This is a genomic window from Streptomyces sp. P9-2B-2 (genome assembly GCF_030406865.1).
GTDB classification, from domain to species: domain Bacteria; phylum Actinomycetota; class Actinomycetes; order Streptomycetales; family Streptomycetaceae; genus Streptomyces; species Streptomyces platensis.
The window spans coordinates 5,879,455-5,891,995 of record NZ_CP129126.1; the positions used below are offsets into that span (position 1 = coordinate 5,879,455).

The 12,541-nt window shown below is 71.3% G+C and carries 13 protein-coding genes and 1 pseudogene; 8 read left to right on the forward strand and 6 right to left on the reverse strand.

Features of this window, described 5'->3' with window-relative positions; translation table 11 throughout:
- Positions 1 to 100 precede the first annotated feature (100 nt).
- A complete protein-coding gene (locus QT196_RS25990; protein WP_323139149.1) occupies positions 101 to 979 on the forward strand; it encodes a DUF1707 domain-containing protein in 879 nt (292 codons plus the stop codon).
- Between the two features lie 268 nt (positions 980 to 1,247).
- Positions 1,248 to 1,607: a WhiB family transcriptional regulator gene (locus tag QT196_RS25995; protein WP_159470537.1), complete on the forward strand. Its 360-nt coding sequence runs from the start codon at positions 1,248 to 1,250 to the stop codon at positions 1,605 to 1,607.
- A 130-nt stretch (positions 1,608 to 1,737) separates the two neighbouring features.
- On the opposite strand, the gene glpX is transcribed toward QT196_RS25995, so the two are convergent.
- Complete coding sequence (glpX, locus tag QT196_RS26000; protein WP_168481205.1) at positions 1,738 to 2,769, reverse strand: class II fructose-bisphosphatase; 1,032 nt, start codon at positions 2,767 to 2,769, stop codon at positions 1,738 to 1,740.
- A 205-nt stretch (positions 2,770 to 2,974) separates the two neighbouring features.
- Here glpX and QT196_RS26005 point away from each other — a divergent pair, with 205 nt between their 5' ends.
- Positions 2,975 to 3,511 (forward strand): DUF4245 domain-containing protein, encoded by a 537-nt coding sequence (locus QT196_RS26005; RefSeq protein ID WP_168483990.1) that lies wholly within the window; start codon positions 2,975 to 2,977, stop codon positions 3,509 to 3,511.
- A gap of 111 nt (positions 3,512 to 3,622) precedes the next feature.
- Here the strand turns inward: QT196_RS26005 and QT196_RS26010 are convergent, their stop codons facing one another.
- The 4 genes from QT196_RS26010 to QT196_RS26025 form a co-directional block, all read right to left on the reverse strand.
- Complete coding sequence (locus QT196_RS26010; RefSeq protein WP_266733734.1) at positions 3,623 to 4,216, reverse strand: malonic semialdehyde reductase; 594 nt, start codon at positions 4,214 to 4,216, stop codon at positions 3,623 to 3,625.
- 187 nt (positions 4,217 to 4,403) lie between these two features.
- Complete coding sequence (locus QT196_RS26015) at positions 4,404 to 4,697, reverse strand: exodeoxyribonuclease VII small subunit (RefSeq protein WP_211117421.1); 294 nt, start codon at positions 4,695 to 4,697, stop codon at positions 4,404 to 4,406.
- 29 nt (positions 4,698 to 4,726) lie between these two features.
- Positions 4,727 to 5,962, reverse strand: coding sequence for an exodeoxyribonuclease VII large subunit (xseA, locus tag QT196_RS26020; RefSeq protein ID WP_168483992.1), 1,236 nt, complete (start codon positions 5,960 to 5,962; stop codon positions 4,727 to 4,729).
- Positions 5,963 to 6,094: 132 nt separating this feature from the next.
- The gene (locus QT196_RS26025; RefSeq protein ID WP_290355799.1) at positions 6,095 to 7,534 is read right to left on the reverse strand and encodes an APC family permease; all 1,440 of its coding nucleotides are present in this window, start codon (positions 7,532 to 7,534) and stop codon (positions 6,095 to 6,097) included.
- 84 nt (positions 7,535 to 7,618) lie between these two features.
- Between QT196_RS26025 and QT196_RS26030 the strand changes: the two genes are divergently transcribed.
- Positions 7,619 to 8,638 (forward strand): 4-hydroxy-3-methylbut-2-enyl diphosphate reductase, encoded by a 1,020-nt coding sequence (locus QT196_RS26030; protein WP_290355800.1) that lies wholly within the window; start codon positions 7,619 to 7,621, stop codon positions 8,636 to 8,638.
- 85 nt (positions 8,639 to 8,723) lie between these two features.
- Positions 8,724 to 9,476: pseudogene (ppgK, locus tag QT196_RS26035) on the forward strand (polyphosphate--glucose phosphotransferase); the annotation flags it as partial.
- Here ppgK and QT196_RS39410 read toward each other — a convergent pair.
- Complete coding sequence (locus tag QT196_RS39410; RefSeq protein ID WP_356948504.1) at positions 9,397 to 10,197, reverse strand: DUF6542 domain-containing protein; 801 nt, start codon at positions 10,195 to 10,197, stop codon at positions 9,397 to 9,399. The pseudogene ppgK and the gene QT196_RS39410 overlap by 80 nt on opposite strands.
- Before the next feature lie 336 nt (positions 10,198 to 10,533).
- On the opposite strand from QT196_RS39410, the gene ychF reads away from it, so the two are divergent.
- The 3 genes from ychF (at position 10,534) to QT196_RS26050 (ending at position 12,355) form a co-directional block, all read left to right on the forward strand.
- On the forward strand, positions 10,534 to 11,622 hold the full coding sequence (ychF, locus tag QT196_RS26040) for a redox-regulated ATPase YchF (RefSeq protein WP_290355801.1): 1,089 nt from the start codon (positions 10,534 to 10,536) through the stop codon (positions 11,620 to 11,622).
- 200 nt (positions 11,623 to 11,822) lie between these two features.
- Positions 11,823 to 12,104: a type II toxin-antitoxin system prevent-host-death family antitoxin gene (locus tag QT196_RS26045; RefSeq protein ID WP_168481210.1), complete on the forward strand. Its 282-nt coding sequence runs from the start codon at positions 11,823 to 11,825 to the stop codon at positions 12,102 to 12,104.
- Positions 12,101 to 12,355, forward strand: coding sequence for a Txe/YoeB family addiction module toxin (locus QT196_RS26050; protein ID WP_168481211.1), 255 nt, complete (start codon positions 12,101 to 12,103; stop codon positions 12,353 to 12,355). Before QT196_RS26045 ends, QT196_RS26050 begins: the two co-directional genes overlap by 4 nt.
- The last annotated feature ends 186 nt before the right edge of the window (positions 12,356 to 12,541 follow it).

Genomic DNA, 12,541 nt, shown 5'->3' on the forward strand with positions numbered 1-12,541 from the left:
GAGGTAGGGCTCAGTCGGCGTGCGGCCGGATCTGTGCGGTTCCCGGGGCCGGTCCTGTGGACTCTGGTCGCGATCTATCGCGTTTCGGTACGCTGGGCCGGTGGATGCAGACAACGGGGGACGTCCGGGCCCTGAGACCCCGCCCGGACCGCTTCAGGAGCAGGACCGGCTCCAGGAGCGGAAACCGCTGAACATGACCAAGCCGGCGGCCCGTGCGCCGGCCCCGCCCGCGGTGGCCGAGCGCGATATCCGGGCGTCCGACGCGGACCGCGACCGGATCGCCGAGATCCTCCGCGAGGCGCTGGCGGAGGGCCGGCTGGACCCGGAGGAGCACGCCGAGCGGATCGACGCGGTCTACCGCGCCAAGACCATGGGCGAACTGGAGCCCGTCGTACGGGATCTGCCCGCGGCGGGCGGCAGCCGCCCCCAGCCGGACCAGGGCGGGTCCGCACACGGGTCCGCCGCCCCGGCTCCGGACCAGAACCTCGTCGCGATCTTCAGCGCTGCCATCCGCAAGGGCCGCTGGCAGGCCCCGGCGCGGATCAACGCCGTGGCGATCTTCGGCAGCGTCGAGATCGATCTGACCGAGGCGGTCTTCCCGCAGCAGCAGATCCAGATCAACGTCACGGCCATCTTCGGCAGCGTGGAGATCCGGGTCCCGGAGAACATCACGCTGCGCAGCAGCGGCTCCGGCATCCTCGGCAGCTTCGAGGTCGAGACCCATGAGGCGGGCGACGCCGACGCCCCGCAGGTCCACGTCAACGGCTATGCCGTGCTGGGCAGTGTGGAGGCCAAGCCCAAGCGCGGCGCCTGGATACGCGATCTGCGCGACCGGCTGCGCGAGGGGCACCGGGAGCTGCGCCGGCAGGTGTGGGAGGACCACCAGCAGCTGCGGCAGGAGCAGCGGGACTGGCACGAGCGGCACCGCGCGGAACGGCGTGAGCGCCGGGACCGGTTCCGTAAGGGCTTTGACGGCTGACGGCTGACGGCGGCGGCGGACGGGCCGCGGGGGCCAGGGAGTTGGGGCCGGCCGGCGTTCCGGGAGGGCGGCGGCCGGTGTTCCCGGAGGGTTCGTCCGCTGACGCTTTTCTCGTTGTCGCACGATCGCCACGGTGTGCATAAGCGTGCGTACAGCGGGTAGGGCTGGTGCATCGTCTCTCGTACGGCTGCGGGGTGCGGAAAAAGGCCGTGCGCAGCGAGACGGGCAAGGGTGATTCTCGCGCCGAAGCCGTCGTCAGGAGTAGACCGTGCTGCTACCGCAACAGCCCCTGCAGGATGCCGCTGTCGTTCCGTCCCAGCAACTGCCTGCTCGCGACGAGGCCGGCCCCTGGCATTCGGAGGCGGTGTGCCGCCGGGACGAAGCCGGGCTGTTCTTCGCCCCGTCCAAGGAGCCCACCGCCGCCCGGCTGGCCAGAGAAGAGGCCGCGAAGCGGGTCTGTGCCCGCTGCCCGGTGATGGTCGAGTGCCGGGAGCATGCGCTGCTCCAGCCCGAGCCGTACGGCGTCTGGGGAGGTCTGACCGCGGCCGAGCGCCGGGTCGTGCTGACCCGCCGCCGGCGCCGGGAGAGCGAACTCCAGCGCGCGGCCCATATGCCCGCGGCGGGCTGACCGCCGCGGCACCGGCTTCGGCCCGTACGGCGCACACCGAACGCAGGGCTCACTTCGCCCCCGCCGGAGACTCTCCGACGGGGGCGACGTGTGTGTACGGGCGCGGGCCGGACGGGCCCGCCGGGCGCCGCTAGCTGGGGCGCTCGAAGTCCACCGAGCTGTAGGCGCGCAGCTTCGACAGCCGGTGCTGGGAGTCGATCTGGCGGATGGTGCCGGACTTGGAACGCATCACCAGGGACTGGGTGTAGGCGTTCTCGGCGCGGTAGCGGACGCCGCGCAGCAGCTCGCCGTCGGTGATGCCGGTGGCGACGAAGAAGACGTTGTCGCCGCGGACCAGGTCGTCGATCTCCAGCACCTTGTCCAGGTCGTGCCCGGCGTCCAGCGCGCGCTGGCGCTCCTCGTCGTCCTTGGGCCACAGCTTGCCCTGGAAGGCGCCGCCCAGACACTTCAGCGCACAGGCCGCGATGATGCCCTCGGGCGTCCCGCCGATGCCCAGCAGCAGGTCCACGCCGGTGCCCTCACGGGCCGCCATGATCGCGCCGGCGACATCGCCGTCCGCGATGAACTTGATCCGGGCCCCGGCTTCCCGGACCTCCTTGACCAGGCCCTCGTGGCGGGGACGGTCCAGGATGACCACCGTGACGTCCTCGACCGCGGACTTCTTCGCCTTGGCGATCCGCTTGATGTTCACCGCCACCGGGGCCGTGATGTCGACGAAGTCGGCGGCCTCCGGGCCGGTGGCGAGCTTGTCCATGTAGAAGACCGCGGACGGGTCGAACATCGAGCCGCGCTCGGCCACCGCCAGCACGGAGACGGCGTTCGCCATGCCCTTGGCGGTCAGCGTCGTCCCGTCCACCGGGTCCACGGCCACGTCGCACTCCGGGCCGGTCCCGTCGCCGACGTGCTCGCCGTTGTAGAGCATCGGGGCGTTGTCCTTCTCGCCCTCTCCGATGACCACGACGCCGTTCATCGACACGGTGTGGATCAGGGAGCGCATGGCCTTGACCGCCGCGCCGTCCGCGCCGTTCTTGTCACCCCGGCCCACCCAGCGGCCCGACGCCATGGCACCGGCCTCGGTCACCCGGACGAGTTCCAGGGCGAGGTTGCGGTCCGGGGCCTCGGGGCTGACCTCGAGTGGGGAGGGGAGATGATGCTCGGTCATCGAGCGCACCTTTCTGTACGGCGACGGCCGTGAAGGATGAGGGTGATACCGACCTTATCCGTACCTCGCCAAAATGAGCAGAGGGCCCCACGCATGAGCACCGCGGGGGGAACCGGGCATCGACGTGTTTGTGCAGCTCACGGCCCTGACCGGGGGGCCTGTCGGGTCCGCGGCGGCCATAGGGGACCATAGGGACGTGGCAGGTATGCGAGGCAGGCAAACGGTGCGGGACATGGTCCTGTCGCTGGCGGTGATCGGCATCCTCGTCGGGGCGATCTATATCTTCATCCCGCACGACGAGGGCGCGGACGCGGCGCGGAGCGCGGTCAAGCGGGTCGACTACCGCGTCGAACTGATCACGGCCCGGCGGACGGCACCGTACGCGGTCGCCGCGCCGGAGGGGCTGCCCAAGACCTGGCGCGCCACCTCCGTCTCGTACAAGGCGAGCGACGACGGCAAGGGCGGCGCCTGGCATCTGGGCATGCTCGACCCGGAGCAGGAGTACGCGGCCGTCGAGCAGAGCGATGGCGTGCCGCAGAAGTTCATCAAGGACGTCACCCTCGGCGCGACCAAGGCCGAGGGCAAGCAGGCCGTCGGCAGCAAGAAGTGGGACCGCTACCAGGGCGAGAAGTACCGGGCGCTGGTCCGTGAGGAGTCCGGGGTGACCACGGTCGTCACCGGCACCGCGCCGTACGGGCGGCTCGCCGATCTGGCCGCCGCGCTGGTGGCGAAGAAGGGCTGAGCAGCCGCGATACCGCTGAGGCCGCCGCACCCGTGAGGGATGCGGCGGCCTCTTGCGTGGAGTGACTCCCTCGCGGGAGGTCCGGGGCGGCGTGCCCCCCCCGGGGCGGACTCAGACGGCGGTGACGGCCTCGTCGAAGGCCAGCCGCGGCGAGCGCGGGGAGAAGGCGTCGGCGCCCGGCTTGCCGATGTTGATGACGAGGAAGGACTTCTGCTTGCCGTCGCCGAAGAACTCCTTGTCGATGCCGGAGAAGTGGTAGCCGGTCATCGGGCCGGCGGCCAGACCGGCGGCGCGGATGCCGACGATGAAGTAGCCGGCCTGGAGGGTGGCGTTCTGGGTGCCGGCCACCTCGCGGGACGCGGCCTCGGAGAAGAACGCGTCCTTGATGCCCGGGGCGGCGGGGAAGAGCGTCGGCAGCTTCTCGTGGAAGTCCAGGTCCACGGAGAGGATGGCGGTCAGCGGCGCGCTCAGCGTCTTGGGGCCGTTGGCGCCCATGGCGTGCTGGACCAGGCGCTGACGGGCCTCCTGGGAACGGACCAGGGTGATCCGCAGCGGCGTCTGGTTAAAGGCGGTCGGACCGTACTTCACCAGGTCGTAGACGGCCTGGATCTGCTCGTCCGTCACCGGCTCGTCCGTGAACGTGTTGGCGGTCTGGGCCTCACGGAACAGGAGGTCCTGAGCGGCGGCGTCAAGGGCGAGAGACATAAAAGGCACCTCGGTGAGTCGGGTGGGGGGTTCAGGTTGGGCGGTTCTGCGGGCGCCGGTGGCTGCGGCGCCGCCACAGACTGCTGTGGAAACCACAGTAAACGGGATAGGTTAAGTTTCAACTAAAATTGGATCACTGTGAGTGGGCTCACAGGGCGGGGCCGTTGACCGGGTTCGGGGGCGCCCCTCAGGCGCGCTCGGCTCCGCCCTCGTCCGACGGCTCCGCCAGCGCCGCGTCCAGCCGCGCCCGGGCACCGTCCAGCCAGCGGCGGCAGACCTTCGCCAGCGCCTCGCCGCGCTCCCACAGCGCGAGCGACTCCTCCAGCGTCGTGCCGCCCGCCTCCAGGCTGCGGACGACCTCGATCAGCTCGTCCCGCGCCTGCTCATAGCCGAGCGTGGAGTCCACCGGGGGCACCTGCGCCGTCCTGGCCGCCGCACCCTGCTCCGCGTCCGCCGCGTCGTCCGTCTTCGCCTTCGCCATGTCTCCCACCCTAAGAGTCCGTCCGTGCACTATTCGGCGGCCGTGGCGGCGCCCGGGGCGCCGTCCACCCGCACCCGGAACTCGCCCTCGGCCACCCGGGCCCGCAAGGCGTCGTCCGGCCCGACCTCCTGCGGCGAGCGCACCGCCGTCCCGTCCGGCCTCTGGAGGACCGCGTAGCCGCGCTCCAGCGTCGCCTTCGGGGAGAGCGCGACCACCCGCGCCAGGGTGTGCGTCAGCTCCGAGTCGGCGCGGTCCAGCAGATGCCCCAGGGTCCGCCGGCCGCGCTCCAGCATGGCCGTGACCTGCTCCTCGCGGTCCTCGACCATCCGCTGCGGGCGCTGTATGCACGGCCGGTGCAGCGCCGCCGCCAGCCCCCGCTCCTCCCGCTGCACGAAACCGTCGACCGCCCGCCGCGCCCGCTCCCTCAGCTGCTGGACCCGGGCCAGCTCCTCGCCGACGTCGGGTACCACCTTCTTCGCGGCGTCCGTCGGAGTCGAAGCGCGCAGGTCGGCGACCAGATCCAGCAGCGGACTGTCCGGCTCATGGCCGATCGCCGAGACCACGGGGGTCACGGCCGCGCCCACGGCCCGTACGAGCTGCTCGTCGGAGAACGGCAGCAGATCCTCCACGCTGCCGCCGCCCCGGGCCACGATGATCACGTCCACCTCGGGCAGGGCGTCCAGCTCCTGGACCGCCGCGACCACCTGCGGGACCGCATGCACCCCCTGCACCGGCACATTGCGCACCGCGAAGCGGACGGCCGGCCAGCGATGCCGGGCGTTCTCCAATACGTCCCGCTCCGCGGCGCTCGCCCGGCCGCAGACCAGGCCGATCAGCTGCGGCAGGAACGGCAGCGGCTTCTTGCGGTCCGCCGCGAACAGGCCCTCCGCCGCCAGCGACTTCTTCAACTGCTCCAGCCGGGCGAGGAGTTCACCGACGCCGACCGGCTTGATCTCGGCGGCCCGCAGCGACAGCTGGCCGCGCGGGGCGTACCACTCCGGTTTCGCGTGCACCACCACCCGGGCGCCCTCGCTGACCACCTCGGCGACCTTGTCGAAGACCTGGCGGTAGCACGTCACGCTCACCGAGATGTCGTACGACGGGTCACGCAGCGTCAGAAACACCACCCCCGCACCGGGACGCCGAGAGAGCTGGGTGATCTGCCCCTCGACCCACACCGCGCCGAGCCGCTCGATCCAGCCGCCGATGAGCCGGGACACCTCGCCGACCGGGATCGGCGTTTCCGGGGACGTAGAAACAGCCATACGAGCGAGAGTATCGGTGGGCACTGACAGTGGCGGCGGCCGCGCGGTCCGTGGCCGGGCGGGAGGGTGCCCGGGGCCGTGCGAGCAGGCCCGGCAACCGGCCGCCACCCGGCTCGGCGCCGGGCTCGCCACCTAGCCCCGCGCCCGCCCCCCGTACTGCACCGCCAGCACCACGAGCCCCGTCACCAGCCAGACCCCGCCCACGAGCTGCGCCGTGGCGGACGCCTCGACGACCACCGCGATCACCACCGCCAGCCCCAGCAACGGCACCACCGCATGCCACAGCACGCTCGGCGCCCCGTCGCCGGGCGCCCCGCTCCGCCCCGGCAGGCGGTCCGTCCCCCGTCCCCGGATCCAGAACCAGCCGAGCACCGAGGCGTGCAGCAGCCCGAACGCCGTCAGCGCGCCCACGTTCACGATCGACGACAGCTGGTCCAGCCCGTCGTCCCGGCGGGCCGCGCCCACCGCCGCCACCAGCGTCACCAGGGCCGCCCCCAGCAGCGCCCGGCGCGGCGCCCCGCTGGCCGCGTCCACCTTCGACATCGCCCCCGGCAGCCGCCGGTCCCGGGCCATTGCGAACAGCAGCCGCCCGGCCGCGGCCTGCCCCGCCAGCGCCGCGAACGCCGCGCCGACCGCCTTGCTCACCGCGACCAGATCGCGCAGCCACCGGCCCACCGCCGAGTCGACCGTGACGTAGAACGCCGTGCCCTGTTCCACGGGCCGGGCCGCGAGATCCGCCGCGCTCATCGGCATCAGCAGCGCCGCCAGATACGTCTGCACCGCGAACAGCACCCCCGCCACCACCAGGCAGGTGAGCAGCGCCCGCGCCACCCGGTCCGCCCCGCCCCCGGCCTCCTCCGCGAACGAGGCGATCGCGTCGAAGCCCAGATAGGACAGCACCGCCACCGACACCGCCGACAGCACCGCCCCCGCCGAGAAACCGCCCTCCCCGGTCAGCGGCGCGGCCCACCCGCGCTGCGCCCCGTGCGAGGCCAGCACCACGACCGCCGACACCACGAACACCGCGAGCACCACGATCTCCATCGCCAGCACCGCGAACCCGACCCGGGCCGCGGTCCGCACGCCCGCCAGATTCAGCAGTGTCGTCACCACCACCGCCAGCGCCGTCCACACCCACGGGTGCACGGCCGGCACCAGTGCGTGCAGCGCGATCCCGGAGAACAGATACGCCACCGCCGGAATCAGCAGATAGTCCAGCATCGCCATCCATCCGGCGACGAACCCCGCACCCTCGCCCAGCCCCGCCCGGGCGTACGCGTAGACCGACCCGGCCCGTGGGGCCACCCGCACCATTTGGGCGTACGAGGAGGCGGTGCACGCCATCGCGACGGTCGCGACCAGGTAGACGACCGTCACCGCACCGTGCGACCTGGCCTGGAGGGTGCCGAAAATCCCGACCGGCGCCATCGGGGCGATGAACAGCAGACCGTAGACGAGCAGATCCCGGAACGTCAGCGTCCGCCGCAGCCCACCGGGAGCACCGGCGCCCGCGCCCCCACCGGCGGCACCGTCCGCCGCGCCACCCGCCCCCCTACCGCTCGTGCCCGGCATCCGTGCCTCCTCGCCGCCTGCCGCCCTCAGTCTGGGCCAGCGGCCGATCTTCGGGGCCGGGGGCACGCCCTTACGATGGGACGCATGACTTCCTCGCCCAGCCCGACTCCCGCCACCACCCCGGGCGAAGCCGCTTCGCGCCGCCGGGTCCTGCTCGCCGCCCCGCGTGGCTACTGCGCGGGCGTGGACCGCGCCGTCATCGCCGTCGAGAAGGCCATCGAGCAGTACGGCGCGCCCGTCTACGTACGCCACGAGATCGTGCACAACAAGTACGTCGTGAAGACCCTTGAGAAGAAGGGCGCCATCTTCGTCGAGGAGACGGAAGAGGTGCCCGAGGGCAACATCGTCATCTTCTCGGCGCACGGCGTCGCCCCGGTCGTCCACGACGAGGCCAAGCGCGGCAAGCTCGCCACCATCGACGCGACCTGCCCGCTGGTCACCAAGGTCCACAAGGAAGCGGTCCGCTACGCCAACGAGGACTACGACATCCTCCTGATCGGCCACGAGGGCCACGAAGAGGTCATCGGCACCAGCGGTGAGGCCCCCGAGCACATCACCCTCGTCGACGGCCCGAAGGACGTCGAGAACGTCGAGGTCCGCGACCCGGACAAGGTCGTCTGGCTCTCCCAGACCACCCTCTCGGTCGACGAGACCATGGAGACGGTGGACGCCCTCAAGGGCCGCTACCCCAACCTCCTCTCGCCGCCCAGCGACGACATCTGCTACGCCACCCAGAACCGTCAGATCGCGGTGAAGCAGATGGGCGCCGAGGCCGATCTGGTCATCGTCGTCGGCTCCAAGAACTCCTCGAACTCCGTACGCCTCGTCGAGGTCGCGCTGGGTGCCGGCGCCCGCGACGCCCACCTGGTCGACTACGCCGAGGAGATCGACGAGGCCTGGCTGGAGGGCGTCGGCACGGTCGGCGTCACCTCCGGCGCCTCCGTCCCCGACATCCTCGTCCACGGTGTCCTGGACTGGCTCGCCGCGCGCGGCTACGAGGACGTCGAGACCCTCACGGCCGCCGAGGAGTCCATCCACTTCTCGCTGCCCAAGGAGCTGCGCCGCGACCTGCGCGCCGAGGCCAAGGCGGCCACCGAGGACTGACCCCGCCGCCGGCCGGTTCGCCATCCGGGCCCTGAGTCGTCTCATCCCGGGGGCGAGCCGCCCCGTCCGCGCCTAGCCTTTTCCCATGAAGGTCTTCGGTGTGGACATCGGTGGATCGGGCATCAAGGGTGCCCCGGTGGATCTGGCGCGCGGCGATCTCGCCGAGGAGCGCCACAAGGTACTTACCCCGCACCCGGCCACCCCGGAAGGGGTCGCGGACTGCGTCAAGGAGGTCGTGGACCACTTCGGGTGGACGGGGCCGGTCGGTGCGACCTTCCCCGGGGTGGTCACCGACGGCACGACCCGTACCGCCGCCAATGTCGACGAGGGCTGGATCGGCCTCGACGCCGACGCCCTGCTCACCGGCCGGCTGGGCGGCGAGTCCGCCGGCCGCCCGGTCACCCTGCTCAACGACGCGGACGCGGCCGGCCTGGCCGAGATGCGCTACGGCGCGGGCCGCGACCGGTCCGGCACCGTCATCGTGCTCACCCTCGGCACCGGCATCGGCAGCGCGGTCTTCATCGACGGCCGCCTCGTGCCCAACACCGAGCTCGGCCATCTGGAGCTGCACGGCCATGACGCCGAGAAGCGCGCCTCCACCAAGGCCAAGGAGGACGAGGGACTGAGCTGGCACCACTGGGCGCACCGGGTCCAGAAGTACCTCGCCCATGTGGAGATGCTCTTCTCGCCCGAGCTGTTCGTGATCGGCGGCGGGGTGAGCCGTAAGGCGGAGAAGTTCCTGCCGCTGATCGAGGACATCAGGGCCGAGATCGTGCCGGCTCAGCTTCAGAACAATGCGGGGATTGTGGGGGCCGCGATGGCTGCGCACGCCGCTCGGGCTGGCGAGCCACCTGCCGTGGACGGGTCCCGGGCCGCGGCCGGGGCCGGTCGGCAGCCCGCGACGGCGGCCGGTTCCGCTGCCCGCGCGGTCCGCTCTGCGGTCGACTCACCGGTCGGCTGGCCCGACGCCGGGCGATGAGCAGCGCCCGCCGGAGGATCGCGAGCAGCGCGCAGACCAGCGTGCCCGCGTAGAGCCAGCCCGCGTTCAGCGCGAGGACGGTGAAGAGGCCCATCAGCAGCCCCTCGAACCCGTCCCCGCCGTGCTGGATCGGCAGCGCGCCGAGCGCGAAGGCGATCGGCAGGGTGACCGGCGCACAGATCAGGTCGTACGGCCTGATCCACAGCGCCGCGCCGATGCCCACCAGCAGGTAGCAGACGCCGTACGCGGTCGGTGCGCCGCCGAACAGCAGCCGGTCCACGAAGGCGAACGCCAGCAGCGCCAGCGTCGCCAGCAGCCAGCAGCCGAGACCGGTCAGCTTGGCGGCCGGCATCCGGCGCCGCGGGCCGTCCGGCGCGGCGGCGGCCGGGGGGCGGTGCCCGGCCCGGTAGACGGCGGCGGATTCCGCGCCCGCCGGTGGGGCCGCGGCGGGCCCGGGGGCCGCGGCGGCCGCCGGACGGGCGGGCGCCCGGAGGGCCCCGGCGGGCGCGGGGCCGCGCGGCGGGGCGTGCACGGCGGCCGTCGAGGAGGCCGGTACGGACGCGAACCCGGAGGCCCGCATCGCGGAGAGAAAGGCGTCGTCGGGATCGGGGGTCACGGCCTCCGCGGGGCGCGGGAGCCGGGCGTCCTGGCCCGCGGGCGGCCGTCCGGACCGCGGCGGACTGTGCTGGGGCGTGCGCGCTTCGTGTTGCTCCACCCGGCCACGGTAGGCCGCTAAGTGGTATTAACCGGTCACGGGACACGCGCTTTCGCCGAGCTTGCGGCCGAGTTCGCTACGGGCCGGCGGCCGGGCGCTCCCGGTGGCGGCCGCTCGGTCCCCACCGCCCCGTAGACTGGTGGATCGGCCCTCCCGGGGCCGTGCCCACCCCACCACCTCGCTCGGAAGTCGAGTCGCCACGTGTCGCTCACGATCGGAATCGTCGGTCTGCCGAATGTCGGCAAGTCGACCATGTTCAATGCCCTGACCAAGAACGACGTGCTGGCGGCCAACTACCCGTTCGCCACCATCGAGCCGAACGTCGGCGTCGTAGGCGTCCCCGACCCGCGGCTGGCCAAGCTGGCGGAGATCTTCGCCTCCCAGAAGATCCTTCCGGCCACCGTCGACTTCGTCGACATCGCGGGCATCGTCCGCGGCGCCTCCGAGGGCGAGGGCCTGGGCAACAAGTTCCTCGCGAACATCCGCGAGTCCGATGCGATCTGCCAGGTCATCCGCGCCTTCAAGGACGAGAACGTCGTCCACGTCGACGGCAAGGTCTCGCCCAAGGACGACATCGAGACCATCAACACCGAGCTGATCCTCGCCGACCTCCAGACCATCGAGAAGGTGCTGCCGCGCCTGGTCAAGGAGTCCCGGATCAAGAAGGACGTGGCCCCGAAGGTCGCGGCGGTCGAGGCGGCCAAGGAGATCCTGGAGAAGGGCGACACCCTCTTCTCCCAGGGCATCGTCCAGGGCTCCGGCAAGGAGGAGCTCCTCCACGACCTCCACCTCCTCACCACCAAGCCCTTCCTCTACGTCTTCAACGTCGACGAGGACGAGCTGACCGACGAGGACTTCAAGAACGAGCAGCGCGCCCTGGTCGCCCCCGCCGAAGCGATCTTCCTGAACGCCAAGCTGGAGTCCGACCTCGCCGAGCTCGACGAGGACGAGGCCCTGGAACTCCTCCAGTCCGTCGGCCAGGAAGAGCCCGGCCTCGCCACCCTCGCCCACGTCGGCTTCAACACCCTCGGCCTCCAGACCTACCTGACGGCCGGCCCCAAGGAAACCCGCGCCTGGACCATCAGGAAGGGCGCCTCGGCCCCTGAGGCGGCCGGCGTCATCCACACCGACTTCCAGAAGGGCTTCATCAAGGCCGAGGTCATCTCCTTCGCCGACCTCGTAGAAACCGGCTCCGTAGCCGAAGCCCGCGCCGCCGGCAAGGCCCGCATGGAGGGCAAGGACTATGTGATGCAGGACGGGGATGTGGTGGAGTTCCGGTTCAACGTCTGAGCGGATGAAGTAACACCACGTTGGCGACCTAGTAAACATGCAGGTCAGATGGGGGTCGGCTCTTCTGGGAGCCGGCCCCTTCCTGTTTCCTGTGCTGGGAGGGGGCTGGGAAACCTCCGCCTTCATCAGTCGTATGGCCTCTCCGGAGGGGGTCGCGAGTGGTACGTTATTGGGTACCACTTGATGGAAGGGGTCAGGTCATGTCCATAACCGCGAGCGAAGCCCGCAAGGCTCTCTTTCCGCTGATCAAGAAGGTCAATGACGATCACGAGGCCATCGAGATCGTCTCCAAGCACGGCAACGCCGTGCTCGTCTCGGCCGAGGACTACGCGGCACTGCGCGAGGGCTCCTACCTGCTGCGCTCGCCTGCGAACGCACGGCGTCTGCTCAAGGCGTACGAGAACGCCCTGGGCAACATCAACGTGTCGGAGCGCGAGCTGATCGATCCGGACACAGTGGATCCTGCTGCGGGTGCTGCGTGAGGCTTGTCTTCGAAGATCAGGGCTGGGAGGACTACACGTCCTGGCTCAAGAACGACCGCAAGATGCTCGCTCGGATCAACAAGCTCATCGCGGACGTCAAGCGTGACCCCTTCACAGGAATCGGCAAACCTGAGCCGCTCAAATACCACTTGCCCGGAGCGTGGTCGAGGCGGATCGACGATGAGCACCGCCTCGTCTACCTTGTCACGGACAAGGAGATCGTCATCCTCGCTGCGCGCTATCACTACTAGACGCTGGGCGGTCCGTGCTGCGGGCCCCACCGCGGCGAGTGCGTCATCCGGGAGCGGGTGGTTCGCTGCCCCTGGGCTTGAACCCTGGTAAGGGCTGGTCCGCCAAGCCCAGGCGAGGAGAGCAGGTGTTTGCCTCCGGCCCGCAAAGGGCTTGACGCCGTCGTTGAGGCTCCCAGCGCGTCGCTG